The sequence below is a fragment of the Paraburkholderia sp. SIMBA_053 genome, assembly GCF_046534895.1.
In the GTDB taxonomy this organism is placed as follows: domain Bacteria; phylum Pseudomonadota; class Gammaproteobacteria; order Burkholderiales; family Burkholderiaceae; genus Paraburkholderia; species Paraburkholderia caledonica.
The window spans coordinates 18,603-43,895 of sequence record NZ_JAWRXU010000001.1 but is presented as its reverse complement, the minus strand read 5'-3'; the positions used below and the strand labels follow the sequence as shown (position 1 = coordinate 43,895).

Sequence of the window (25,293 nt, the reverse complement as noted above, 5' to 3'; positions counted from 1 at the left end):
TTACTCCAGCGCTGCTGCAACCAGTTCGGCGACGTCCAGCACTTCAGGACGGGGCCCAACCACGCCTTCGAGCATCGCGGTGCAATTCGGGCAGCCCACCGCGACAATCTCGGCGCCGATGCCGCGCGCGTCGTCGATACGAATGTCCGGAATGCGCCGCTTGCCCGGAATGTCGGTCAACGGAGCACCGCCGCCGCCACCGCAGCAACGTCCACGCATGCCGTGGCGCTCCATTTCGACAACCTTGATGCCAATGCTCTTCAGCACGCGGCGCGGCGCTTCGGTCTCGCCGTTGTAGCGGCCCAGGTAGCACGGATCGTGATACGTGATCTTGCTGTCCGCGTAGGCGGCGAGCGCGCGCGGCGACAGCTTGCCGCTCGCAACCAGTTCATCGATCAGCGCCGTGTGATGCTGTACTTCATAGAAGCCGCCCAACGCGCGATACTCGTTGCGCAAGCTGTGCAACACGTGGGGATCGGAAGTGACGATCTTGCCGAACGAGTACTGCGAGAGCGTGCCGATCAACTTCTTTGCGAGTTGCTGGAACGTGGCTTCGTCGCCGAGACGCCGGGCCGTGTCGCCTGTATCGGTTTCGACGCCGCCGAGCACCGCATAATCGACACCCGCGCGGTTCAGCACCTTGACGAGCGCGCGCAGCGTGCGCTGATAGCGCATGTCGAACGCACCTTCGCCCGCAATCAGCAGCACATCCACGCGGCGCCCAGGCTGCGCGACCTGCACTTGCAGATCGACCGCCCAGTCATAACGTGCGCCGATGTCGTAACCGTTCGAACTGCCTGTTTCGCGCAGATTCGAGAGCGTGATCGGCCCCTTGCCCGGCACCGTGCCTTCCACGAGCGTCTGATTACGGCGCATATCGACAATGGCGTCGACGTGCTCGATCAGCATCGGGCACTCCTGCACGCAAGCGCGGCAGGTCGTGCATGACCACAGCGTTTCTGCCTCGATCAGGCTGGAAATCAGCGGCTTGCCAGGCGCACCGCCATGCTTGCCGACAGGAATGCCGGGCGTTGGGGAGCCTGCGTATTCGGCGTCCGTGCCGCCCACCATGCCCGTCACCAGATCCTGAATGAGCTTCTTCGGATTGAGCGGTTGACCCGCGGCGAATGCGGGACACGCTGCCTCGCATTTGCCGCACTGCACGCAGGCGTCGAAACTGAGCAACTGGTTCCAGCGAAACTCCACGGGCTTGCCCACGCCGTATTCTTTCGCGTCGAGCAACGGCGCCTTCAATGCGGTCGGCGGCACGATGTCGCGATCGTTACGCTCGGCAAAGCGCTCCTGACGCGGATGAAACGCGAGATGCAGCAGACCCGCGAGCGCATGTTTCATCGGACCGCCACGAGCGGCGCCGAATGTCATCGTGAACGCGCCCACTGCGATCAGCAGCGCGACGATGATCGCGAGCGCGCCCGACATCGCCCCGGCCGGCAATGCGATGAACAACAGGAGACCGAGCGCGAACGACCCGAGCAACAGCGGCAGATGATCCCACGGGCCGCGCGAAAGCCGCGCGGGTACCGCTTTCGCACCATGCCGGCGACGCCACACGAAAACCGCGCCGACCAGCATCACGAGCGCGGCAAGAAAGATCAGCTTGTCGAGCCACGGCGAATAGATCGCGAGACCGTAGTTGACGAACACGAGCGCCATCGCGAGGATCGCCCCGCCGGCAGTCGCCACGTGCGTTTTCGCAATGTACGGGTCGCGCGCGACCACATGATGCAGATCGACGAAGTAGCGTTTCGGAATCGACAGCAGATTCGCCCAGCCGTACGCGCCCGCCGCCGTGGCGCGACCCACGCGCCAATACGCGGCGCGCTTCGCGAGCGCGAAAGCCAGACCCGCCATCGACAACCACAACAGCACGGTGATGACAGACACGGGGCTCATTGTCAGAAGTCCTTGCAAAGGCGCAGCGCGTCGTAAATCGCGCCGTGAATGTTGTGCATGGAGATGCAGTCGCCGACGCGAAACAGCAGGAAGCGGCCATTACCGAGCTCTTCGGACAGCGACGGCTGCGGCTCGGATGCAAAGAGCTTATGCACGTCGACCTGCCCGCGATTGACCGACTCCGGCTTGAGCTTCCAGTACAACTCGTCGTTCGGCGTGCTGCCGTTCTCGATCACGACCTGATCGACCGCGCGCTCTTCCTGCTCCTCCGTGTACTCGTTGCGGATCACAGCGATCTTCTTGCCGTCTTCCTCGTACACTTTGTCGAGCCAGTAATTCGGTGTATGGACCACGCCCTGCGCATAGAGGCGGCGATAGAAAATCGGGAACGTGGTGCCGCCCACGTCGTCGGCCACTTTCACGTCGGGCGTGACGATCTCCACGTTCGAGCCGCGGCTCGAGATGAAATCGGCGACGCCGGCGCCGGCGTGCGTGCTCACGCCGTCGTACACGAGAACATTCTTGCCCGGCTCGACCTTGCCCGAGAGCACGTCCCACGAACTCACCGCGAGGCCTTCGTCGACGCCCCATGCCGCGACTTGCGACGTGAACGCCGAGCCGCCCGTGGCAAGCACCACGATGTCCGGTTTTTCGGCCATGATGGTTTTATCGTCGGCGGCAACACCGAGACGGCGGTCCACACCCAGGCGCTTTGTTTCCATATCGAACCAGCGGACAATGCCTGCCATCTGTTCACGCTGCGGCGCTTTTGCCGCGAGCATGATCTGGCCGCCCACATAGTCGTTCTTCTCGAACAGCACCACGTCATGGCCCCGCGACTTCGCGACCCGCGCCGCTTCGAGTCCCGCAGGACCCGCGCCGACCACGACGACCTTGCGCTTCGGCCCGTTCGTACGCGCAATGACATGCGGCATGGTCGCTTCGCGCGAGGTTGCCGCGTTCTGCACGCACAGCACGTCGAGCCCGTTGTACTGGCGGTCGATGCAATAGTTCGCACCGACGCATTGCTTGATTTCGTCCTCGCGGCCATCGCGGATCTTGATGACCATATGCGGATCGGCAATCTGCGCGCGTGTCATGCCGACCAGATCGACCATGCCGCTCGCCAGCAGACGCTCGGCCTGGCCCGCGTCGCGAATACTTTGCGCATGCATGACCGGGACTTTGACGACCGACTTGATGCCGGCTGCGAGATGCACGAAAGGCTCGGGCGGCAGCGCCATCGGCGGCATGCAGTTGGCGAGCGTGTTGTGCGTATCCGCGCCGGAGCCGATCACGCCGAGATAATCGATCAGGCCGCTTTCGCTCATTGCCTGCGCGATCTCTTTCAGTTGCTCGTGATCGAGACCGTCTTCGTGGAACTCGTCGCCGCACATGCGCAAACCCACGCAGAAATCGGGGCCCACTGCTTCACGCACTGCTTGCAATACTTCGACGCCGAAACGCAGGCGGTTTTCAAGCGAGCCGCCCCATTCGTCGGTACGAAAATTGGTGCGTGGGCTCCAGAACTGGTCGATCAGATGCTGGTGCGCCGCCGATATCTCGACGCCGTCCATGCCCGCATCCTTCACGCGTTTCGCGGCAGCCGCGAAGTCGGTGATAATGCGGCGAATCTCTTCCACTTCAATGATCTTTGCGTTGCCGCGATGCACCGGCTCACGCACGCCCGAAGGCGACATCAGATGCGGCCAGTGCTCGCCATGAAACGCCGAGCGGCGCCCCATGTGCGTGGCCTGAATCATGATCTTGGCGCCGTGCGCGTGCATGGCTTCCGCGAGCCGCGAGAGCGGATCGATGATCTTGTCGGTAGACAGGTTCACCGACTTCCACCAGCCTTGCGGACTGTCGATCGAGACCGGGCTCGAACCGCCGCATACGGCGAGGCCCACACCACCCTTGGCCTTTTCTTCGTAGTAACGGATATAACGGTCGCCGGGCAGTCCACCGGGTTCCGCATACACCTCCGCATGCGCAGTGCTGACAATGCGGTTGCGCAAAGTCAGCTTGTTCAGCGTAAGAGGCTTGAAAAGGTTCGGGTAACGCATCGCGATCGACCTCGGAATAAATGACTTCTAGTGCTATGCCGCGAGCGGCGACACTTCGAACACGCAATGGTCGTGGCCTTCCGCCGCGCATCGCGCTTCTTTCGACTGCGAAGGCGGACCCTTGCGTTGTGAATCGGGCGCCGTGTCGTTGACCCAGTCCATTGCTCCCGCGAACCAGCCGGCGAACATGTAGCAGAGCTTGCCGACTTTGCCCGGTTGCGCGAGCACGAACGACGAGTGATGCAGTTCGATACGCGCATGCGACGTGGACGGATCGCTCTCCGTGATCGTGAAGATGCCCCAGCCGCGTTGCGAAAGCCGCTTCAGGTAGTGCTCGAACACGGCCATGCCGGCGATGCCGTGCTGCTTGGCCTCCTTGTCGCACCAGAAGTACGCGGACTTATAGCCCGCCTTGTAGAGAATCTCGGCATACGTGTCGATGCCCAGCGCTTCTTCAACGGCGGTATGGTTGTTCGTGAAGAAATGGCGCGGCACGTACAGCATCGGTAGCGCGTCGGTGGTCCAGACGCCGGTGTTCGCATCGACGTCGATAGGCAGTTGAGGTTGCATGTGGAAGACTCCTTGTTTTGTGGGGCGAATCTGCGGGCTATGCGCGCGTGAAGCTCAAACCTTCCACACCTCACCGAATACGCGGACCCAGTTCTCACCCATGATCTTTTTGATGCGCGTCTCGCTCCAACCCGCGCGCTCCATCGCGGCGGTCAGGTTCGGAAACTCGCCGATCGTGCGGATGCCTTCCGGATTCACGACCTTGCCGAAGTTCGTCAACTGGCGATAACGGCCCTTGTCGTGTGTGATCCAGTCGAAGAACTCGGTGCTGTAGCCTTGCGTGAAGTCCGTGCCGATGCCGACCTGGTCTTCGCCAATCAGATTCACCACGTAGTCGATTGCCTCGATATAGTCTTCGACGGTGGCGTCCGGACCGCGCTTCAGGAAAGGCGCGAACATGGTCACGCCGACAAAGCCGCCAGCGTCCGCAATTTCTTTCAGTTGTTCGTCGCTCTTGTTGCGCGGGTGCTCTTTGAGTCCCGACGGGCAGCAATGCGAGTAGCACACCGGCTTTTTCGACGCAGCAATCGCTTCCGATGAAGTCTTTCCGCCGACATGCGACAGATCGACCATGATGCCGACGCGATTCATTTCCTGGATCACTTCACGGCCATAACCGGACAGACCGCCGTCGCGCTCATAGCAGCCGGTGCCGACCAGATTCTGCGTGTTGTAGCAAAGCTGAACCACGTTCACACCGAGGTCTTTAAATGCCTCGATATAGCCGAGGTTGTCCTCGAATGCATGCGCGTTCTGGAAGCCGAAAATGATGCCCGTCTTGTTCTCTTTCTTCGCGCGGAAGATGTCGTCGGTCGTGCGCACGAGCGTGAGAATCTCGCTGTACTCGCGGATCTGCTGCTTCATTTCGGCGATGTTATCGACGGTCTTCTGGAAGCTTTCCCACACGGACACCGTGCAGTTCACCGCGGTCACACCGCCCTTACGCATATCTTCGAACACCGAGCGCTCGAACTTGGAAATGTTCAGGCCGTCGATGATGATGCTGTTTTCGTGCAAATTGCTCATCGTGTGCTCCAGGTGTTCTCAGTAGATGGGGAAGCGTTCGCACAGCGCGAAAATTTCGCGGCGCACGCGTTGTTCGGTGGCCGCATGGCCTTCGGGGTGATCGCGCAGCGAATCGAGCACTTCCACGATCAAGCGGCCCACGTCGCGGAACTCGTTCACGCCGAAGCCGCGCGTCGTGCCCGCGGGTGTGCCGAGGCGCACGCCCGAGGTGATCGTCGGCTTTTCCGTGTCGAAGGGAATGCCGTTCTTGTTGCACGTAATGCCTGCGCGCTCCAGCGCCTGCTCGACCTGATTGCCCTTGAGGCCCTTCGGCCGCAAATCGACCAGCAGAAGATGGTTGTCGGTGCCGCCCGTCACGAGATCCACGCCACCCGCCTTCAGTACTTCGCCGAGCGCCTGTGCGTTGGCGAGCACGTTGTCGATGTAGGTCTTGAAGCCGGGTTGCAACGCCTCGCCGAACGCGACAGCCTTGCCCGCGATCACGTGCATCAGCGGGCCACCTTGCAAGCCGGGGAACACAGCAGAATTGATCTTCTTTGCGATGTCTTCGTCATTCGTCAACACAAAGCCGCCGCGCGGACCGCGCAAGGTCTTGTGCGTGGTGGAGGTCACTACATGCGCATGCTCGACGGGATTTGCGTGACGTCCGGCCGCGATCACGCCGGCGATGTGCGCCATATCCACCATCAGCTTCGCACCGACGCTGTCGGCAATCGCACGCAGCCGCTTGAAATCCAGCGCGCGCGGATACGCCGAGAAGCCGGCGATCAGCAGCGCGGGTTTATGCTGCTGCGCAAGTTCCTCGATCTGCTCGTAGTCGATCAGCAGCGTGTCGCGGTTGACGCCGTACTGCACCGCGTTGAACCACTTGCCCGACATGGCCGGCTTCGCGCCGTGCGTGAGGTGCCCGCCCGCGTCGAGCGACATGCCGAGCACCGTGTCGCCCGGCTTCACCAGCGCGAGCATGACCGCACCGTTCGCCTGCGCGCCGGAATGCGGCTGCACATTAGCGAACTTCGCGTTGAACAGTTGCTTGATGCGTTCGAGCGCAAGGGTCTCGATCTCGTCGACGTATTCACAGCCGCCGTAGTAACGCTTGCCCGGATAACCTTCCGCATATTTGTTGGTCAGCACCGAGCCTTGTGCTTCGAGCACCGCGCGTGACACGATGTTTTCCGACGCGATCAGTTCGACTTGCGACTGCTGGCGCTCGAGCTCTTTCAAAATAGCGCCGCGCACCGCCTGATCGCGCGTGGCGAGCGATTCTTCGAAGAAAGGATTCGGGTTCGACATGGAAGGTCCGTGGAATCGTTGACGGGAAGGCCCGGAAGCCGCGCTGACGCTTGGCTTGTGCGGCGCTTGCGCCCTGCTGCTACCGGCTTGCATTGCGTCTATTCTTGACGCTTGCATCGCGCGTCAATTTATGAATTCAGACGCGTTCTTTGCCTTTTCCGCCATGAGCGACCTTTTTCGACAAGTCGCCCGCGCGAGCCTGCCGATCTCGTGACCGGCGCCTCGGTAAGTACCCTGAGAGATGTCGCTCGCGCGGCCATGCCGAGGTCGAACGACCGTTCGATGCTGAAGGAATTCTGAACAGCAGCTAAACGCGATGCGCGGTTAAGGTGCGGGTTTTCAGCGTCGGTGGTGCTGCTGTGGTGCTGCTGTGTGCACTCGTGGTGCCGTTTCGCGAGCGTTCCGCGCACCGGCATCGACAACCAAGGGTTTAGCCTGATGGCATGGTAGTTGCGCTAGTACGCAAAATTGAAGAAGTCGCCGCTCCCCACGGCGACGCGACACTATAGATTCCAAGGAATCACTCCTCACATGTCCACCGATCGCACGGCGTCACTGTCGCATTTCGCCTTCATGCCCGTTCCGAACTTCACGATGATCGCGTTCACCAATGCGATCGAAGTACTGCGCATGGCGAACTACCTGACGGGACAGACGCTATATCGCTGGTCGATCGTGAGTCCCGACGGCGGGCCGGTGGCGGCAAGCAATGGTTTGTCGGTCGATACGGGTCCCGTCGAATGCGTCGGCCAACCGGATATCGTGTTCGTGATCGGCGGCATCGACGTGCAACACGCGACCACGCCGGCTCATTTGTCCGCATTGCGCCGTTTCGCCCGCATGGGTTGTGTACTCGGCAGCCTGTGCACGGGCACCTATGCGCTCGCGCGTGCCGGGTTGCTCGCGGGCTACGCCTGTGCGATTCATTGGGAGAACATGTCGGCGCTTAAAGAAGAATTCCCCGACACGCGTTTTCTGAAAGAACTGTTCGTGATCGATCGCGACCGTGTGACATGCACAGGCGGTGTCGCGCCGCTCGACATGATGCTGAACCTGATCGCTCCGCGCGTCGGCACCGCCCGTGTGACGCAGATCGCCGAGCAGTTCATCGTCGAACATGTGCGCGATACGAGCGCGCAACAGAAAATGCCGCTGGTCGCGCGACTCGGTTCGGCCAACAAGTCGCTGTTCGAAGTGATCTCGCTGATGGAGAACAACATCGAGGAGCCGCTGTCACGCGAGGAACTGGCGAGACTCGCCGGCATGTCGCAAAGGCAGTTGCAGCGCCTTTTCCGCGAGCATCTGGGGATGACGCCCACGCATTACTATCTGACGCTGCGTTTGCGGCGCGCGCGCGAACTGCTGCTGCAAACCGATATGTCGATCATGAACATCACGATGGCGTGCGGTTTTCAGTCCGCCTGCCACTTTTCGAAAAGTTATCGCGACGCATTCGGCACTGCGCCCACGCGCGAGCGTCGCAAGCAATCGCCTTCTCTGTCTTCGGCGCCGGTTATGGCGGCCTGAAAAACGCCCGTACTCGCCAGCGTCAAACAAAAACGCGTTGAACGGAGATCCGTTCAACGCGTTTCTTTATTGGCAGCCTCTAGTTTCTTGCGATGCTCACGCCGCCTTCAGCAAGCCGTGCGGATCGATAACGAATTTGCGCGGTGCGCCGCCGTCGAATTGACGGTAACCATCGGGCGCCTGGTCGAGCGACACCACAGTCACGTTGACGATGTCGGCAATCGGCAAGCGGTCCCACAAGATCGCCTGCATGAGGTTGTGGTTGTACTTCATCACCGGCGTCTGGCCCGTATGGAACGAGTGCGACTTGGCCCAGCCGAGCCCGAAGCGGATGCTGAGACTACCCTTGCGAGCGGCCGCGTCGACGGCACCCGGATCGTCGGTCACGTAAAGGCCCGGAATGCCGATCGCGCCGGCTGCGCGCGTGATCTCCATCAGCGAGTTCAGTACCGTGGCCGGCGCTTCCTCGTGCGAACCGCTGCTTCCATGCCCGTGTGCTTCGAAGCCTACGCAGTCCACCGCGCAATCCACTTCCGGCTTGCCGAGAATCTGTTCGATCTGTTCGCCAAGCGTCGCGTCTTTCGACAGATCGACGGTCTCGAAGCCCATCTTGCGCGCATGCGCAAGACGCTCCTCATTCATGTCGCCGACAATCGTGCAGGCCGCGCCCAGGAGGCGCGCCGACGCGGCCGCCGCCATGCCGACCGGCCCCGCGCCTGCAATGTAGACGGTCGAACCCGGCTTCACGCCCGCCATCACTGCGCCGTGATAACCGGTCGGCAGAATGTCGGACAGACAGGTAAGGTCGCGGATCTTCGACATGGCCTGCGCGCGATCGGGGAATTTCAGCAGGTTGAAGTCGGCGTACGGCACCAGCACGTACTCGGCCTGTCCGCCAATCCAGCCACCCATGTCGACATAGCCGTAAGCGCCGCCCGCGCGCGACGGATTGACGTTCAGGCATACGCCCGTGTGCTGCGACTTGCAGGTCGGGCAGCGACCGCAGGCCACGTTGAACGGCACCGACACCAGATCGCCGATGCTCAGCGTCTCGACGTCGCGACCCACTTCGATCACCTCGCCGGTAATCTCGTGGCCGAGCACGAGGCCCACCTCGGCGGTCGTGCGGCCGCGCACCATATGCTGATCCGAGCCGCAAATGTTCGTGCTCACGACCTTCAGAATTACGCCATGGCCGATCGCGCGGCCACGTGGATCGACCATCTTCGGATAGTCGATCGACTGCACTTCCACCTTGCCCTGCCCGAGATATACGACGCCGCGATTGCTGCTCATTGAATGTCTCCGTGTCTTGTGAGAGACGCGTGGATTGTGTGCCACGCGCCGTTCAACGAGCGTAGCGCCCGCTGCAAGCAATCACCTGCATGGAACGCGACATGGGTTTGGCCGTAACCGACATGGCCGCAGACGTCTGTTTTTATTGATTGACCGTTCAATATAAAAAACCTACCATGCGCCGATTGAATATGCGGCCTGCGCCAGTTGCGAGTCGTCCAATCTTCACACCATCACCATGCCCAAGCTCGGAATGCGCGAAATTCGCCGCGCCCAGTTGATCGACGCCACGTTGCTCACCATCGACCAGACCGGCCTGGCGGGCGCGACGCTGGCGTCTGTCGCCCAACGCGCAAGCATCTCCACCGGCATCGTCAGCCACTATTTCGGTGACAAGGACGGCTTGCTGGAAGCCACCATGAGGCACGTGCTGCGCGATCTGTGGCAGGCCACTTCGCGTCGGCGCCGCGCGGCGAAGGCCGACCCGCGTTCCAGGCTGCGAGCGGTAGTCGCCGCCAACTTCGATGCGGAGCAAACCAGCGCGCCCGTCATGAAGACCTGGCTCGCCTTCTGGTCGGAGAGCATGCACAAGCCGCATTTGCGTCGGCTGCAAAACGTGAATACGCGGCGTCTGAACTCGAATCTGTGCGCCGATTTTGCGAAGGCGATGCCGCGCGCAGCCGCAAGGCGAGCGGCGAGCGGGCTCGCTGCGCTGATCGACGGACTGTGGTTGCGCGGCGCGCTGTCGGGCGAACCGTTCGACACCAAAGCGGCGCTACGTGTGGCAAACGAATACATCGACCTGGTGCTGGCGGCGCGCGAATCGGCGTAGATCTGCCAGACAGGAACCAGCGATATCTTCACAAAGGAGCAAGTCATGGCGGTATTCGCAACGCAACGTCTCTATATCGGCGGCACCTATGTGGACGCGACCGGCGGAGAAACTTTCGACACCGTCGATCCCGCCAACGGCGAAACGCTCGCTACCGTCCAGCAGGCAAGTTCCGCGGACGTGGACCGCGCGGTGCAATCCGCTCGTGAAGGTCAGCGCGAGTGGGCCGCGCTCACGGGCATGCAACGTTCACGCATTCTGCGTCGCGCGGTCGACATTCTGCGCGAGCGCAACGACGAACTCGCCGCACTCGAAACGCGCGACACAGGTAAGCCGATTGCGGAAACGCAAGCCGTGGACATCGTCACGGGCGCGGACGTGATCGAGTATTACGCGGGCCTTGCCACCGCTATCGAGGGGCAGCAGTTTCCGTTGCGGCCGACGTCGTTCGTGTACACGCGGCGCGAGCCGCTCGGCGTATGCGCGGGCATCGGCGCATGGAACTATCCGATTCAGATCGCGTGCTGGAAGTCGGCGCCAGCGCTAGCTGCGGGCAATGCGATGATCTTCAAGCCGAGCGAAGTCACGCCGTTGTCGGCCTTGAAACTCGCCGAGATTTACACCGAGGCCGGCGTGCCGGCCGGCGTGTTCAACGTCGTGCAAGGCGACGGCCGCGTGGGCGCGATGCTCGCCGCGCATCCGGACATCGAGAAAATCTCGTTCACGGGCGGCGTGGAAACCGGCAAGAAGGTGATGTCGATGGCGGGCGCATCGTCGTTGAAAGAAGTGACGATGGAACTGGGCGGGAAATCTCCACTGCTCGTTTTCGACGACGCGAATCTCGAACGCGCTGCCGACATCGCGATGAGCGCCAACTTCTTCAGCTCGGGCCAGGTCTGCACGAACGGCACACGCGTGTTCGTGCAACGCAGTGTGCTCGAACGGTTTGAAGCGTTGGTGCTGGAGCGTGTGAAGCGCATTCGCGTGGGTGCGCCAGGCGACGCCTCCACCAATTTCGGCCCGCTCGTTAGCGCGGCGCAACTGCAGAAGGTGCTCGGCTATATCGATAGCGGCGTTCAGGAAGGCGCCCGGTTGATCGCGGGCGGCAAGCGCCTGAGCGAAGGTCATTTCGGCCAGGGCCAATATGTCGAGCCAACTGTGTTCACCGGCTGCCATGACGACATGCGCATCGTGCGCGAGGAAATTTTCGGTCCGGTCATGAGCATTCTGGTTTTCGACGACGAAGACGAAGCCATCGAGCGTGCGAACCGCACCGCTTACGGCCTCGCTGCCGGTGTTGTCACCGAGAATCTGGCGCGCGCGCATCGCGTGATTCATCGGCTCGAAGCCGGCATTTGCTGGATCAATACATGGGGCGAGTCGCCGGCCGAGATGCCAGTGGGCGGCTACAAGCAATCGGGCGTGGGCCGCGAGAACGGCATTACCACGCTCGAGCATTACACGCGCATCAAGTCCGTGCAGGTCGAGCTCGGTCCGTATCAACCGGTGTTTTGAGGAGCCAGCCATGACTTCGAACGAATACGACTATATCGTCGTCGGCGCGGGTTCGGCGGGCAACGTGCTGGCGTCGCGTCTCACCGAAGACGCCGACGTCACGGTGTTGCTGCTCGAAGCCGGCGGCCCCGACTACCGCTTCGATTTCCGCACGCAGATGCCCGCCGCGCTCGCCTATCCGTTGCAAGGGCGCCGCTACAACTGGGCGTATGAGACGGACCCTGAGCCGCATATGAACAACCGTCGCATGGAGTGCGGCCGCGGCAAGGGACTAGGCGGGTCATCGCTGATCAACGGCATGTGCTATATCCGCGGCAATGCGCTCGACTACGATGGTTGGGCCACGCGGCGCGGTCTGGAAAACTGGACCTATCTGGACTGCCTGCCCTATTTTCGCAAAGCCGAAACACGCGATGCAGGCCCGAACGCCTATCACGGCGGCGACGGTCCCGTGCACGTGACCACGAGCAAGCCCGGCAATAACCCGCTTTTCGCAGCGATGGTCGAGGCCGGCGTTCAGGCAGGCTTTCCGCGCACCGACGATCTGAACGGCTATCAGCAGGAAGGCTTTGGTCCAATGGACCGCACTGTCACGGCCAACGGCCGGCGCGCCAGCACCGCGCGCGGCTATCTGGATCGCGCGAGGGCACGCGCGAACCTGACCATCGTCACGCATGCGTTGAGCGATCGTGTGCTGTTCTCCGGCAAACGTGCGGTTGGCGTCGCGTATCAGCACAACGGCGCGACAGTGAATGCCCATGCGCGCCGGGAAGTACTGGTCTGCAGCGGCGCGATCGCATCGCCGCAACTGTTGCAACGCTCCGGCGTGGGTCGCTCCACGTGGCTGCGTGAACTCGACATTCCTGTCGTTCACGATCTGCCGGGCGTCGGCGAAAACTTGCAGGACCATCTGGAGATGTACATTCAGTACGAGTGCAAGGAGCCCGTGTCGCTCTACCCTGCGTTGCAGTGGTGGAACCAGCCGGCCATCGGACTCGAATGGATGCTCAACGGCACGGGCATTGGCGCGAGCAATCAGTTTGAAGCGGGCGGCTTCATCCGTACACGCGACGACGACTTGTGGCCCAACATCCAGTACCACTTTCTGCCGGTGGCGATCAATTACAACGGATCGAATGCGATCAAAATGCATGGGTTCCAGGCGCACGTCGGCTCGATGCGTTCGCCGAGCCGCGGGCGCGTAAAGCTCACATCGCGCGACCCGGCCGCACATCCGAGCATTCTCTTCAACTACATGGCCGATCCGCTCGACTGGCGCGAGTTCCGCGACGGCATCCGCATTACACGCGAGATCATGCGGCAGCCGGCGCTGGATCGTTATCGCGGACGTGAGCTGAATCCGGGCGCCGAACTGACCACAGACGCCGAGCTCGACAGTTTCGTGCGGGCGCGGGCCGAGACGGCGTTTCATCCTTCCTGCTCATGCAAGATGGGTTATGACGACATGGCCGTGGTGGACAACGAGGGCCGCGTGCACGGCTTGCAAGCGCTGCGCGTGGTGGATGCGTCGATCATGCCGATCATCACCACGGGCAATCTCAATGCCCCGACCATCATGCTGGCGGAGAAGATCGCGGACCGCATTCGTGGGCGCGAGCCGTTGGCGCGCGTGGACACACCTTACTTCGTCGCGAATGGCGCGCCTGCCAGGAAGCGTGAACGAGCGACCGTCTGACTTCCGCGTTCCGGATTCCGGTTTCCGGATTCAGGGTTTCCGCCCGGGCGGCGAGCTCTTGCCGCCCATAACTTTTTCTTGACCCTCTCGCAAGTTATCCTCGATTGTCAGCGCTCCGCGAAAGCCGGATAGTGCTGCGTCAGCACACCTGTCGATAACAATTCAAGGAAACCGCTGCATATGAAAGTAAAAGCCGTGAGCGTAATGGCGACCGCCGTCTTCGCGCTGAGCGCAATCGCACCGGCAAGCCATGCAGCCGGCGACACCGGCGACACCGACGACACCGATCACGCGATCAAAACCGTAGTGGACTCGGCAATCGAACCGCTGATGGCGAAATACCATGTGCCGGGCATGGCGATCGGCGTGATCGCGAACGGCAAGACCTATGTATTCGACTATGGCGTGGCGTCGCTACAAACAGGCAAGCCGGTCGCGCAGCGCACGCTATTCGAAATCGGTTCTGTCAGCAAGACATTTACCGCGACGCTCGCCGCCTACGCGCAACTCAACGGTCAACTGAAGCTGTCCGATGAGACGCAGAAATATTTGCCGTCATTGCGAGGCAGCGCGTTCGGCAAGGTGAGCCTTCTGAACCTGGGTACGCACACGCCCGGCGGTCTGCCGCTTCAGGTACCCGACGATATTCATGACAACGCCCAGCTGTTGCAGTACTTCAACGCATGGAAGCCCGCGTACGCGCCCGGCACTTACCGCACGTATGCGAATCCCGGTATCGGCACGCTTGGTCTGATCACCGCCAAAAGCATGGGCCAGGACTTTGCGCCGCTAATCGAGCAGCACATGTTTTCCGCACTCGGCATGAGAAGCAGCTATATCCACGTCCCCACGGCGAAAATGTCCGACTACGCGCAGGGCTATACGAAAGATGGCGCACCGGTCCGCATGAAAGGCGGCGTTCTCGCCGACGAAGCGTACGGCGTAAAAACCACCGCCGCGGACATGGTCCGTTTCGTTCAGGCGAACATGAACCTGATCGACGTGGACAGCAAGCTTCAGCGCGCGATTACGGCCACGCACACTGGCTACTTCAAGGCCGGCGTGCTCACGCAAGACCTGATCTGGGAGCAATACGCGTATCCAGTCGCGCTCTCCACTTTGCATGAAGGCAACGCGCCCGCCATGGCGGTCACTCCGACACCGGCCGCTGCGATAGATCCGCCGCTGCCGCCACAGCAGAATGTGTGGATCAACAAGACCGGTTCGACGAACGGTTTCGGCACCTACGTCGCCTTCGTTCCTCAGAAACGCTTAGGCATCGTGTTGCTTGCCAACAAGAACTTCCCCATCGAGGACCGCGTCAGCGCGGCGTATCGGATCATGTCGGCAGTCGTCGCGAGCGCACAGTAGCGACGAGAAGCGCGATGAAAAGTGCGATGAAAAGCGCGATCCCGCCACGGTGCAGCGAACAGGCAACCGCTGCGCCGTGGCGGGCGAACGCTGCTACTCGCGCGCCGGACTGAGCACACCATGCGCGTCGCTCTCCACGGCTTCCGACACAAGCGTCTCGAGCGCGAGTCCACGCGTTTCGATACCAAGTATCCACACGGCGGCTGCCGCGATGACGAAGCACATCGCGCCAAGCGAGAACACGCCGCCCTGGCCGAACACCGGCAACACGACGCCCACCACATACGGCCCGATCAGCGAGCCGACACGGCCAATTGCCGAGGCGAAGCCCGAACCCGTGGCGCGCGCGCCGGTGCCGTAGAGTTCCGGCGTATAGGTGTAGAGCACCGCCCACATTGCAAACAGAAAGAACTGCATTGCAAGTCCCGCGCAGATCAGCAACGTGGGCGTCTGGGCGTGGAGCGCGGTTTGCCCGTACACGTAGGCCATTACCGCACTGCCCGCAAGCGACGCGATGCAGGTCGGCTTGCGTCCCCAGCGTTCAACGAGCCATGCCGCGCAGATAAAACCCGGAATACCGCCGAGAGAGATCAGCACCGTGTACAACACCGACTTCGTCACCGCGAAGCCGGCCTGCTGCATCAGCGCGCCGAGCCATGACGTCAGACCGTAAAAGCCGAGCAACGCAAAGAACCACAGCGTCCACACCATGACCGTGCGACGCCGGTAAGCCGCGCTCCATATCTCGCGAAACGCGCCGGCGCCTTTCGTGGCCACTGGTTCGGCGAGCATGACCGGCGGGCGCAGGTGGCTCAGCCCCGCGGACTTCATGACTTTGACTTCGATGTCGGCGAGAATTTTGTCGGCGTCGCCGAGACGTCCGCGATGCTCGAGCCAACGCGGCGATTCCGGCACGATGCGTCGCACGACGAGCACGAACACGGCGGGAATCGCGAGCAACGCGAACTCAGTTCGCCAGCCGAAGGTCGGCAGCACGAAGTACGACACCACGCCTGCCGTGATGAAACCGAGCGGCCAGAAGCCGTCCATTAACGCGATCAGACGCCCGCGCGAAGAAGCCGGAACGAATTCCGACAGGAGCGTTTGCGCAATCGGGAACTCCATGCCCATGCCGAAGCCCAGCAGCACTCGATAAAAGATCAGCGCTTCGACACTCTGCGCAGTCGAACACAGATAGGAAGCGAGACCCCACAGCACCATGCTCCATTGAAACACCGGCCGGCGCCCGAAGCGATCCGCGAGCAAGCCGGCGACCGCCGCACCGCCCACCATGCCGAAGAAACTCGCACTCGCGACGAGGCCGGCGGTCGCCGTCGACAAACCGAACTCGGTCTTGATCGAACCGAGTACGAAGGTCATCGTGCCGAGGTCGACGGAATCGAAGAAGAACGCAATCGCGATAATGATGAAGATGGTCCGGTGATAGCCGGAGAACGGCAGCCGTTCGAGTCGCGCGGCGGCGCTCGCGCGAGACTGAGAAGCGGTAGGCATGGCATCCCCTGAATATTGCGGCGCGGCCGCGAGTGATGTTCCGATGAGCACATTCAGTAGACGCCGACATAAATCGGCTACATAGAAGAAATACGTCATCGGGATGGAACGGGGGCGTCGTTCAACAGGCGTGGCGCTGATAGGCCGTACCGGCCGCCGGCCGGGCGCGAGGCAACCGCTACGCGCTATACGCTATGCGCGCAGCCGCGCACGCGCCGCGCCTGCAACACGCGCGAGCGCGTCCGCGCTCAGCCGCGCGGCGATTTTCTGAACGTATTCGTGGTGGCGCGCCTGCAACGGCGCGCCCAGTTGCTGTGCGAGCAGATAGCGAATCAGCGCGATGCGCCGGTGCCGCAGCAGCATGCTCTGATCGAGCAGCGCGAGCGCGGCATCGGCATCGCCTTGCTGGCATGCGCGCTCGGTGAGGCGCGCAGTGACGACACGGGTCGACGTCATGTGAGACGGGCAGCGCGAAAGCCGCGAGCGGTCCACGGGAACAGCGCTCGCGGCGTTAACGCAGTCACGACATCAACGGCTCGGCTGCGTCGAGCATGATCTTCACGAAGTAGTCGGCAAAGCTGCGACGCACGATGATGTCGAAGCTGTCGGCGCCGGTGGGCACCAGCGTCATCGACGCCTTGAAGTAATGGCTTTGCGCACACTGCCCGTCGCCGAACAACTTGGGATGCAGATCGAGCGGACAGCCGCGCGAAAGCACTTCACGCGTGCGCGCGCCGGTGATTTCGAGCACCGTATAGCCGCTGCCGATATCCACCGCGGACGCGAACACGCCCGCAAACGCTGCGCCGAGCTTCGCCTGCAACGGCGCAGTGCGCGTTGCGTCATGCGCGACGGCCGAGCGCACGAGCCATTCGTCCGGTCCGAGCCAGAGCATCTCGTAGCCGTTGCCGCGCGCAATCGTGTTGGCTTTTTCGGACGGCGGGCAACCGAGCACATTCTTTACCGCCTGCACGAACGCGGCGTCGCGCGTATCGCCTCGCACGTTCACGAGTTCGAGAAACGGCCGCTCGCTCAATCTGAATGCCGTGCCTGCCGTTGCCTGATGCTTTTTCAGCAGCGCATCCACACCCACCAGCGGCGACTCCTGCCAGACGCCGGTTTGCCTGCCGACAGCACGGTCCACGACCGACGCCGCCGTTTTAGTTTCATTCCACATGTTGACGCGCTCCTTCGCTGTCGTAGAACACCGAGCTGGTGATCTTCGCTGCAATCTGTTTGCCGCTCGAAAGCGGGACCGTGACCGTTTCGCCGATCTTCTCGAGACCGCCCTTCACGACGGCCATCGCAATCGAGCGCTTGAGAATCGGACTGTAATAACTCGACGTGACGTGGCCGAGCATCGGCGCGGTATCGCCCTGGAACGGACCGGCGACAATTTGCGAGCCTTCCGGTATCACGAACGACGGATCGTCGGAGAGCAGCCCGACCAGTTGCTTGCGCCCCGGCTTCGCCGTGTCGGAGCGAGTCAGCGAACGCTTGCCCAGGAAGTCTTTCGACTTCGCGACGAGCCCGCCCATGCCGAGGTCGTAAGGCGTCATCGAGCCGTCCGTATCCTGACCCACGATGATGTAGCCCTTCTCCGCACGCAACACGTGCATCGTTTCGGTGCCATACGGCGTGATGTCGAACTCGGCGCCAGCGGCCATCAACGCTTCCCACACCGCGCGTCCCACATTGGCCGGCACGTTCACTTCATACGCGAGTTCACCGGAAAAGCTGATGCGCATCACACGCGACGCAGCACCCGCGACCGTGCCTTCGCGATAGCTCATGAACGGAAATGCGGCGTTCGCGAAGTCGATGTCGTGACACACCTTCTGCAAGACCTTGCGGCTGTTGGGGCCGACCACGGCGAAAGTCGCCCAGTGATCGGTGACCGACGCAAGACGCACGCGCATGTCCGGCCATTCCGTTTGCAGCCAGCGTTCGAGCCACGTCAGCACGCGCGCCGCGCCGCCCGTAGTCGTCGTCATCATGTAGTGCTGATCGGCGAGGCGCACAGTCACGCCGTCATCGAAAATCATGCCGTTTTCGTCGAGCATCAGGCCATAGCGGCACTTGCCGACTTCGAGCTTGCTCCACGGATTCGTGTAGACCCAGTTCAGGAGCTTTGCAGAATCGGGACCCTGAATGTCGATCTTGCCGAGCGTCGATGCATCCAGAATGCCGACGCTGGTACGCACCGCGAGCGATTCGCGTGCGACGGCCGCGTGCATGTCCTCACCCGCTTTCGGGTAATACCAGGGACGCTTCCAGTTGCCGACGTCCTCGAAAGCAGCGCCGTTCTCCACGTGCCATTCATGCACAGCCGTCTTGCGCACCGGATCGAGAAACTCGCCGAGTTCGCGGCCCGCGAATGTGCCGAACGTGACCGGCGTGTAGTTCGGGCGGAACGTGGTGGTGCCCGTCTCCGGAATCGTCTTGCCGAGCGCCTGCGCAAGAATCGCCATACCGTTGATGTTGCCGAGCTTGCCCTGGTCGGTGCCGAAGCCCATCGCCGTATAACGCTTTACGTGTTCAACCGACTCGAAGCCTTCGCGGGCGGCCAGGAAAATATCCGCCGCGGACACGTCGTTCTGGAAGTCCACGAACTGCTTCGGCCCGCGCGTTGCAAGCTCGCGTCCGCCGACGAGCCACAGCGGCTCCAGCTTTGCTTCGCTGATTTCGGCGACCTGAACCGGATTCGGCCGGGCGACGATATGGCCTGCGGCGCGCGCGGCCTCGATCCCTGCATCGACGGCGAAACGGATGCCTTGACCCAGCGTGAAATCGCCGTTGCAGGCGCCGACGCTCGTCTCCGCCTGCATCGCCTTGCCGGGCACGAAGCAGGCCTTCTCGTTATGCCAGTGCGCCTTGCCGCCCGACTGCGCGAACAGGTGCAGCACAGGGCTCCAGCCACCGGACATCGCGAGCAGATCGCACGGCAATTCGCTTTGCTTCGCGCCGGTCTTGCCGTTTGCATACGAAGCGATATCCACCGACGCCACGCGCAGTTTGCCGTGCGCCGCGGTGATGACGGCGCCGCCGATCACCTTCACGCCGTAGCGGCGGGCAAGCGCGGGCAGCGTGCCCTTCGATTCACCTGCGCGCGGATCAATCACTGTCACCTGCGCGCCGGCCGCTTTCAGGTCGAGCGCGCATTGATAGCCGTCGTCGTTGTTCGTGAAGACTACTGCGTTGCGGCCCGGCAATACTGCATAGCGATGCAGATAGGTCGAAACGGCTGAAGCCAGCATCACGCCCGGCAGATCGTTGTTGCCGAACACGATGGGCCGCTCATGCGCGCCGGTCGCGAGAATCACGCGTTTTGCGCGGATCTTCCACATCAGTTCGCGCGTGCCCTTGCGTTGCGACACGGGCAGATGATCGGTTAAGCGCTGGGTCACCGTGACGAGATTGTGGTCCTGATAACCGAACGCGGTGCTGCGCGTGAGAATCTTCACGTCGGGCATCTGCCGCAGTTCGTCTTCAATCTTGTGCACCCACTGCAACGCAGGCTTGCCGTCGATCTCCGCGCGGCACGACAGCAGCGAGCCGCCGAGTTCCGGCTGATCGTCGACCAGTGTCACGCGTGCGCCCGACAAAGCGGCTGCATGCGCGGCCGCGAGACCGGTCGGCCCGCCGCCCACGACCAGCACGTCGCAATGTGCAAAGCACTTGTCGTAGCGGTCGGCGTCGAGTTGCTCGGGCGCCTTGCCGAGACCCGCGGCGTCGCGAATCACTTCTTCGTACTTCGGCCAGAACTTGCGCGGCCACATGAAGGTCTTGTAGTAAAAGCCCGCCGGAATGAAGCGCGCGAACTTCTGATTGACCGCCATGCGATCTTTCTCGATGCTCGGCTTCGCATTCACGCTGTTCGCAACGAGCCCCTGATACAACTCGACTTCGGTCGCACGCGCATTCGGCACCGTGTAGGCGCCGGTTTCCAGTTGCACGACGGCGTTCGGCTCTTCCACTCCGGCCGTAACGATGCCGCGCGGCCGGTGATATTTCCAGCTACGCGCAACAAAATGCAGGCCGTTGGCGAGCAATGCCGAAGCGAGCGTATCACCCTGATAACCCTGATACTGGCGGCCGTTGAACGTGAACGTAAGCGGCAATGCGCGGTTGATGCGCCCGCCATTCGGGAGTCGGTCTTTCTGGCTCATTGCGTCTTGCCCTCTTGTGCCTTGCCGTCGTTGCTATCCATCTTGAGCAGCGGACGGTCGAACGTCTCGTAGCCCTGGATCTCGTAGCTCACCGTATCGCGCTGCGCCTTGAACCAGCGGCGGCAGCCTTGCGTATGCATCCACTGCTCACGATGCACGCCGCGCGGATTCTTGCGCATGAACAGGTAGTCGCCCCACTCCTTGTCGGTGAGCTTCTCGGTATCGAGCGGACGCGCAATGTCCGCTTCGCCGCCGCAGGAAAATTCGGTTTCGGCGCGTGGCCCGCACCAGGGGCATTCGATCATCAGCATGTTTGTCTCTCTATCCAGCGCTAGTGCGTTAGTGGGCGACGGCGGCGGCGCCGTGTTCGTCGATGAGATGGCCGGTGTAGAAGCGATCCAGCGAGAACGGCGCGTTCAATTCGTGCGGCTCGTCTTTCGCGATCGTGTACGCATAGGCCCAACCGGAACCGGGGGTCGCCTTGAAGCCGCCCGTGCCCCAGCCGCAATTGAAATAGAGGCCCTTCACGTCGGTCTTGCTGATGATCGGGCATGCGTCCGGCGAGACGTCCACGATGCCGCCCCACTGCCGGTTCATGCGCACTCGCGAGAACACCGGGAACATTTCGACGATGGCTTCGAGCGTGCCTTCGATAATCTGGAAGCTGCCGCGCTGTCCGAAACCCGTGTACTGGTCCACGCCCGCGCCGATCACCAGATCGCCTTTGTCGGACTGGCTGATATACGCGTGCACGGCGTTCGACATCACCACTGTGTTCACGACCGGCTTGATCGGCTCGGACACCAGCGCCTGCAACGGATGGCTTTCGAGCGGCAGGCGCACGCCGGCCATGTCGGCGAGCGTGGAGGTATTGCCCGCTGCCACCACCGCGACTTTCTTTGCCTTGATGAAACCCTTCGTCGTATCCACGCCCGTTACCTGGCTGCCGTTACGGCGAATTCCGGTGACCTGGCAGTTTTGCACGATGTCGACGCCCGCCTGGTCCGCGCCCCGCGCGAAGCCCCAAGCCACCGCATCGTGACGCGCGACACCGCCGCGCCGCTGAATCGACGCGCCCAGCACCGGGTAGCGGCTATTCAGATTGATAGTCGGCTCGAGTTCCTTGATCTGCGCAGGAGTGAGGAATTCGGCATCGACACCGTTCAGGCGGTTCGCATTCACGCGCCGCTCGGTGTCGCGCACGTCCTGCAACGTATGCGCGAGGTTCATCACGCCGCGCTGGCTGAACATCACGTTGTAGTTCAGATCCTGCGAGAGACCCTCCCACAGTTTCATTGCCTTTTCGTAGAGCGCAGCCGACTCGTCCCACAGATAATTCGAGCGAACGATGGTCGTATTGCGCGCCGTATTGCCGCCGCCGATCCAGCCTTTTTCGAGCACGGCGATATTGCGCACGCCATGTTCTTTAGCAAGGTAGTAGGCGGTGGCGAGACCGTGTCCGCCGCCGCCGACGATCACCACGTCGTACTCGCGTTTGGGCTCGGGGCTCTTCCACTGGCGCTCCCAGTTTTCGTGATACGACATCCCGTTGCGCAAGAGGCTGAATATCGAATAGCGGCTCATCGTTGGTCCTTGTGGGTACTGTCGGTGCTTATGGTGCTTGTAGTGCTCGTGTGCTTGATGCCTGGTGCTTCGTCACGACTCTGATAGAGCGCTGTTCAGCACTCGATGACGTTCACGGCCAACCCGCCGCGCGACGTCTCCTTGTATTTCGTCTTCATATCCGCGCCCGTCTCGCGCATCGTCTTGATCACGTTATCGAGCGATACGTAGTGCTGGCCGTCGCCCTTCATCGCCATGCGCGCGGCGTTCAGCGCCTTGATCGCGCCCATCGCGTTGCGCTCGATACACGGAATCTGCACGAGTCCGCCGACCGGATCGCAGGTCATGCCGAGGTTATGTTCCATGCCGATTTCCGCGGCGTTTTCGACTTGCGTCGGCGTGCCGCCCATTACTGCGGCAAGCGCCGCTGCGGCCATCGAACAGGCCACGCCCACTTCGCCCTGGCAGCCCACTTCGGCGCCGGAGATGGACGCGGTCTCCTTGTAGATGATCCCGATAGCCGCGGCCGTCAGCAGGAAGTTGACGATGCCTTCGTCATTCGACGCATGCATGAACTTCACGTAGTAGTGCAGCACGGCCGGAATCACGCCGGCCGCGCCGTTGGTCGGCGCGGTCACGACGCGCCCGCCTGCCGCGTTCTCTTCGTTCACGGCCATCGCGTACAGGTTGACCCAGTCGAGCATTGAAAGCGGATCGCGCAGCGACTCCTCGGAGCGCGAGCGCAATTGCCCGCACAGGTCGGCTGCGCGGCGCTTCACATGCATGGGTCCGGGCAATTCGCCGCGCACCTTGCAACCGCGTTCGACGCAAGCCGACATCGCGCGCCAGATCGCGAGCAGGCCTTCGCGCACTTCCTGTTCGGAGCGGGACGCGCATTCGTTGCGCAGCGTCACCTGGGCGATAGAGAGGCCCGTTTCGCGGCACACGCGCATCAGATCGTCGCCGGTGCGAAACGGGTACGGCACCTCGGCGCCCGCACGTACGCCGTTCACGCGATCGCCCTCCCGATTCACGACGAAGCCGCCGCCAATCGAGTAATACTCTTTTTCAACCAGCAACTGCCCATACTCGTCGAATGCCTGAAAACGCATGCCGTTCGGATGCACGATGCCCGAGCCCGGCGCACCCGGCATCAGCTTGCGAAAAAATCCAAGATGCTCGCGCTCGTCGAATTTCACCGGATGCTTGCCGAGCAGCGCGAGTTGCTTCGTCTCGCGAATCGCGAGCAAACGCGGCTCGATCGTGTCCGGGTCGATCAGTTCGGGCAGGTTGCCTTCCAGGCCGAGCAGCACCGCTTTGTCGGTGCCATGGCCCTTGCCGGTTGCGCCGAGCGAGCCGAACAGTTCGACTTTCACGCGGCGCACGAAGCCGAGCAAATTGGCGTCTTCGATATGCGACGCGAAGCGGCAAGCAGCGATCATCGGCCCGACGGTGTGCGAGCTGGAGGGACCGATACCGATCTTGAACAGATCGAATACGCTGACGTTCATGGCTAGCCTTGTGCGTTGCAATGCCTGGGTGGAGGGACTTACCTCGAAACAGGCCCTATTGCACCGCACGTCAAATTGGACCGATAGAATAAAAACGGCATGACAGTGGGATAGTGGCGTCAAGCGCACTGCGCGCCAAGCGTCGCGACGTATTTACGAAGGCTTCTGACGCATTTGCGACAGGCGCAGCCCCCTGCGCCTCGCGATGCTGACGACACGTATGATCAGTGCCCCGGTGCATCCCGGTGCTATGCTTGACTCAACCTTTTTTGCTCTGGCTGCATGCATGAACTCCGCTGAACCGCTTCCCCTTCAATCTATCGACGGCACGCCGAAGCAGCGCATCCGCTTTGGCATCATCCTGCTGCCGAACTTCACGCTGACGGCGTTTTCGGGTTTCGTCGACCTGTTGCGCCTGTCCGCGGACGAAGGCGACTTCAGCAAGCCCGTGCGCTGTTCATGGAGCGTGATAGGGGAAACCCTTGCTCCGGTACGCGCGAGTTGCGGAATCCAGATCACTCCGTGGGAAACCTTCGACAACGCCGAGCCGTTCGATTACGTCGTCGTGGTGGGCGGCCTGCTGCATTCGGGACCGGCCGCGAACGACGCAACGCTCGCGTTCATACGCCGCGCCGCGGCGGCCGATGCAACGCTTGTCGGCATGTGTACGGGCGTGTTCTCGCTGATGCGCGCGGGCGTGCTCGACGGTCATCGCATTTGCGTAAGCTGGTTTCACTACTGGGATTTCATCGAGCGTTTTCCGTCGGTGAATGAAGAGGCGCTCGTGGCAGACCGGTTGTTCGTGATCGATCGCCGGCGCATTACGTGTTCAGGCGGGCGCGCCTCTATCGACGTGGCCGCGGCCATTCTTCTGCGCCACTTCGAAACCGCAACGGTACAAAAAGCGCTGCGTATTCTTCTCGTCGACGACATGCAGAAAGGCAATGCGCCGCAGCCGCATCCGCCGGGACTTGCACCAGCGGCGCACCCGAAAGTGAAGCGCGCAATTCTGCTGATGGAACAGCACGTGGGGCGTTCGCTTTCACTCGATGAACTCGCGCGCAAGCTGGATCTGTCGCCGCGTCAACTGGAGCGGCTTTTCAAGGCCCAAACCGGCAAGGCGCCGCAGGCCTATGCGAAGCAGGTGCGCCTGCGCACCGCTGCCTGGCTGTTGACCAGCTCGGACAAGACGGTGGCCGACATTGCATCGAGTTGTGGCTTTTCCGATGCGTCACATCTGGGCCGCGAATTCCGCAAACAATTCGGCTTGCCGCCGATGATGTACCGCGAGCAACGCGGCACGGCGGCGGAAGCGGAATATGGTGCGGATTTCGACGAGACGTTTCCGGGGCGGGCGCAGGCGATTTGAGGCCCTGTTTCAAGGCGTTTTGTCGATGCCCTTTGATTTCGGCCCTTGTTTAATAGCCTGAAA

The 25,293-nt window shown here is 62.1% G+C and carries 19 protein-coding genes; 6 read left to right on the top strand and 13 right to left on the bottom strand.

Going from position 1 to position 25,293, the window contains the following annotated elements:
• Genes SB753_RS00170 through SB753_RS00150 form a run of 5 tightly spaced genes read right to left on the bottom strand, consistent with a single transcriptional unit; the run spans window position 1 to window position 6,869 of the window.
• The gene (locus tag SB753_RS00170; RefSeq protein ID WP_204521248.1) at window positions 1-1,914 is read right to left on the bottom strand and encodes a (Fe-S)-binding protein; all 1,914 of its coding nucleotides are present in this window, start codon (window positions 1,912-1,914) and stop codon (window positions 1-3) included.
• Window positions 1,915-1,916: 2 nt separating this feature from the next.
• Entirely contained in the window at window positions 1,917-3,980 is a 2,064-nt protein-coding gene (locus SB753_RS00165) for an NADH:flavin oxidoreductase (RefSeq protein WP_020067502.1), read from the bottom strand.
• A gap of 33 nt (window positions 3,981-4,013) precedes the next feature.
• Window positions 4,014-4,550, bottom strand: coding sequence for a DUF5943 domain-containing protein (locus SB753_RS00160; RefSeq protein WP_020067501.1), 537 nt, complete (start codon window positions 4,548-4,550; stop codon window positions 4,014-4,016).
• 54 nt (window positions 4,551-4,604) lie between these two features.
• Complete coding sequence (locus SB753_RS00155; protein WP_020067500.1) at window positions 4,605-5,576, bottom strand: dipeptidase; 972 nt, start codon at window positions 5,574-5,576, stop codon at window positions 4,605-4,607.
• Window positions 5,577-5,594: 18 nt separating this feature from the next.
• Window positions 5,595-6,869, bottom strand: a complete 1,275-nt coding sequence (locus tag SB753_RS00150) for a serine hydroxymethyltransferase (RefSeq protein ID WP_088176235.1) — start codon at window positions 6,867-6,869, stop codon at window positions 5,595-5,597.
• A 531-nt stretch (window positions 6,870-7,400) separates the two neighbouring features.
• On the opposite strand from SB753_RS00150, the gene SB753_RS00145 reads away from it, so the two are divergent.
• Entirely contained in the window at window positions 7,401-8,396 is a 996-nt protein-coding gene (locus tag SB753_RS00145; protein WP_020067498.1) for a GlxA family transcriptional regulator, read from the top strand.
• A 96-nt stretch (window positions 8,397-8,492) separates the two neighbouring features.
• Here the strand turns inward: SB753_RS00145 and fdhA are convergent, their stop codons facing one another.
• The gene (gene fdhA, locus SB753_RS00140) at window positions 8,493-9,692 is read right to left on the bottom strand and encodes a formaldehyde dehydrogenase, glutathione-independent (RefSeq protein WP_020067497.1); all 1,200 of its coding nucleotides are present in this window, start codon (window positions 9,690-9,692) and stop codon (window positions 8,493-8,495) included.
• A 238-nt stretch (window positions 9,693-9,930) separates the two neighbouring features.
• On the opposite strand from fdhA, the gene betI reads away from it, so the two are divergent.
• The 4 genes from betI (at window position 9,931) to ampC (ending at window position 15,106) form a co-directional block, all read left to right on the top strand.
• Window positions 9,931-10,524 carry a transcriptional regulator BetI gene (betI, locus tag SB753_RS00135; RefSeq protein WP_410798389.1) on the top strand — a complete coding sequence of 198 codons (594 nt, stop codon included), beginning with the start codon at window positions 9,931-9,933 and terminating at the stop codon, window positions 10,522-10,524.
• A gap of 45 nt (window positions 10,525-10,569) precedes the next feature.
• Window positions 10,570-12,039: a betaine-aldehyde dehydrogenase gene (gene betB, locus SB753_RS00130; RefSeq protein ID WP_410798388.1), complete on the top strand. Its 1,470-nt coding sequence runs from the start codon at window positions 10,570-10,572 to the stop codon at window positions 12,037-12,039.
• Window positions 12,040-12,049: 10 nt separating this feature from the next.
• On the top strand, window positions 12,050-13,735 hold the full coding sequence (gene betA, locus SB753_RS00125) for a choline dehydrogenase (protein ID WP_408130573.1): 1,686 nt from the start codon (window positions 12,050-12,052) through the stop codon (window positions 13,733-13,735).
• Between the two features lie 180 nt (window positions 13,736-13,915).
• Window positions 13,916-15,106 carry a class C beta-lactamase gene (gene ampC / locus SB753_RS00120; RefSeq protein WP_410798387.1) on the top strand — a complete coding sequence of 397 codons (1,191 nt, stop codon included), beginning with the start codon at window positions 13,916-13,918 and terminating at the stop codon, window positions 15,104-15,106.
• A 93-nt stretch (window positions 15,107-15,199) separates the two neighbouring features.
• On the opposite strand, the gene SB753_RS00115 is transcribed toward ampC, so the two are convergent.
• The 7 genes from SB753_RS00115 to SB753_RS00085 all read right to left on the bottom strand — a co-directional run bounded on the left by SB753_RS00115 (window position 15,200) and on the right by SB753_RS00085 (window position 23,861).
• Window positions 15,200-16,618: an MFS transporter gene (locus tag SB753_RS00115; RefSeq protein WP_027804536.1), complete on the bottom strand. Its 1,419-nt coding sequence runs from the start codon at window positions 16,616-16,618 to the stop codon at window positions 15,200-15,202.
• Window positions 16,619-16,810: 192 nt separating this feature from the next.
• Entirely contained in the window at window positions 16,811-17,074 is a 264-nt protein-coding gene (locus tag SB753_RS00110; RefSeq protein WP_020067491.1) for a hypothetical protein, read from the bottom strand.
• 64 nt (window positions 17,075-17,138) lie between these two features.
• The gene (locus tag SB753_RS00105; protein WP_410798385.1) at window positions 17,139-17,795 is read right to left on the bottom strand and encodes a sarcosine oxidase subunit gamma; all 657 of its coding nucleotides are present in this window, start codon (window positions 17,793-17,795) and stop codon (window positions 17,139-17,141) included.
• A complete protein-coding gene (locus tag SB753_RS00100) occupies window positions 17,785-20,787 on the bottom strand; it encodes a sarcosine oxidase subunit alpha family protein (RefSeq protein ID WP_408414583.1) in 3,003 nt (1,000 codons plus the stop codon). Before SB753_RS00100 ends, SB753_RS00105 begins: the two co-directional genes overlap by 11 nt.
• A complete protein-coding gene (locus SB753_RS00095; RefSeq protein WP_020067488.1) occupies window positions 20,784-21,098 on the bottom strand; it encodes a sarcosine oxidase subunit delta in 315 nt (104 codons plus the stop codon). Before SB753_RS00095 ends, SB753_RS00100 begins: the two co-directional genes overlap by 4 nt.
• Window positions 21,099-21,126: 28 nt before the next feature.
• A complete protein-coding gene (locus SB753_RS00090; protein ID WP_020067487.1) occupies window positions 21,127-22,371 on the bottom strand; it encodes a sarcosine oxidase subunit beta family protein in 1,245 nt (414 codons plus the stop codon).
• A 95-nt stretch (window positions 22,372-22,466) separates the two neighbouring features.
• Window positions 22,467-23,861 carry an L-serine ammonia-lyase gene (locus tag SB753_RS00085; RefSeq protein ID WP_020067486.1) on the bottom strand — a complete coding sequence of 465 codons (1,395 nt, stop codon included), beginning with the start codon at window positions 23,859-23,861 and terminating at the stop codon, window positions 22,467-22,469.
• Window positions 23,862-24,147: 286 nt separating this feature from the next.
• Between SB753_RS00085 and SB753_RS00080 the strand changes: the two genes are divergently transcribed.
• Window positions 24,148-25,230 (top strand): GlxA family transcriptional regulator, encoded by a 1,083-nt coding sequence (locus SB753_RS00080; RefSeq protein WP_027804535.1) that lies wholly within the window; start codon window positions 24,148-24,150, stop codon window positions 25,228-25,230.
• The last annotated feature ends 63 nt before the right edge of the window (window positions 25,231-25,293 follow it).

What these genes read in the sequence shown, in the direction of transcription:
- SB753_RS00170 (WP_204521248.1), bottom strand. Translation starts at nt 1,914, where the DNA reads ATGAGCCCCGTGTCTGTCATCACCGTGCTGTTGTGGTTGTCGATGGCG.
- SB753_RS00165 (WP_020067502.1), bottom strand. Translation starts at nt 3,980, where the DNA reads ATGCGTTACCCGAACCTTTTCAAGCCTCTTACGCTGAACAAGCTGACT.
- SB753_RS00160 (WP_020067501.1), bottom strand. Translation starts at nt 4,550, where the DNA reads ATGCAACCTCAACTGCCTATCGACGTCGATGCGAACACCGGCGTCTGG.
- SB753_RS00155 (WP_020067500.1), bottom strand. Translation starts at nt 5,576, where the DNA reads ATGAGCAATTTGCACGAAAACAGCATCATCATCGACGGCCTGAACATT.
- SB753_RS00150 (WP_088176235.1), bottom strand. Translation starts at nt 6,869, where the DNA reads ATGTCGAACCCGAATCCTTTCTTCGAAGAATCGCTCGCCACGCGCGAT.
- SB753_RS00145 (WP_020067498.1), top strand. Translation starts at nt 7,401, where the DNA reads ATGTCCACCGATCGCACGGCGTCACTGTCGCATTTCGCCTTCATGCCC.
- fdhA (WP_020067497.1), bottom strand. Translation starts at nt 9,692, where the DNA reads ATGAGCAGCAATCGCGGCGTCGTATATCTCGGGCAGGGCAAGGTGGAA.
- betI (WP_410798389.1), top strand. Translation starts at nt 9,931, where the DNA reads ATGCCCAAGCTCGGAATGCGCGAAATTCGCCGCGCCCAGTTGATCGAC.
- betB (WP_410798388.1), top strand. Translation starts at nt 10,570, where the DNA reads ATGGCGGTATTCGCAACGCAACGTCTCTATATCGGCGGCACCTATGTG.
- betA (WP_408130573.1), top strand. Translation starts at nt 12,050, where the DNA reads ATGACTTCGAACGAATACGACTATATCGTCGTCGGCGCGGGTTCGGCG.
- ampC (WP_410798387.1), top strand. Translation starts at nt 13,916, where the DNA reads ATGAAAGTAAAAGCCGTGAGCGTAATGGCGACCGCCGTCTTCGCGCTG.
- SB753_RS00115 (WP_027804536.1), bottom strand. Translation starts at nt 16,618, where the DNA reads ATGCCTACCGCTTCTCAGTCTCGCGCGAGCGCCGCCGCGCGACTCGAA.
- SB753_RS00110 (WP_020067491.1), bottom strand. Translation starts at nt 17,074, where the DNA reads ATGACGTCGACCCGTGTCGTCACTGCGCGCCTCACCGAGCGCGCATGC.
- SB753_RS00105 (WP_410798385.1), bottom strand. Translation starts at nt 17,795, where the DNA reads ATGTGGAATGAAACTAAAACGGCGGCGTCGGTCGTGGACCGTGCTGTC.
- SB753_RS00100 (WP_408414583.1), bottom strand. Translation starts at nt 20,787, where the DNA reads ATGAGCCAGAAAGACCGACTCCCGAATGGCGGGCGCATCAACCGCGCA.
- SB753_RS00095 (WP_020067488.1), bottom strand. Translation starts at nt 21,098, where the DNA reads ATGCTGATGATCGAATGCCCCTGGTGCGGGCCACGCGCCGAAACCGAA.
- SB753_RS00090 (WP_020067487.1), bottom strand. Translation starts at nt 22,371, where the DNA reads ATGAGCCGCTATTCGATATTCAGCCTCTTGCGCAACGGGATGTCGTAT.
- SB753_RS00085 (WP_020067486.1), bottom strand. Translation starts at nt 23,861, where the DNA reads ATGAACGTCAGCGTATTCGATCTGTTCAAGATCGGTATCGGTCCCTCC.
- SB753_RS00080 (WP_027804535.1), top strand. Translation starts at nt 24,148, where the DNA reads ATGAACTCCGCTGAACCGCTTCCCCTTCAATCTATCGACGGCACGCCG.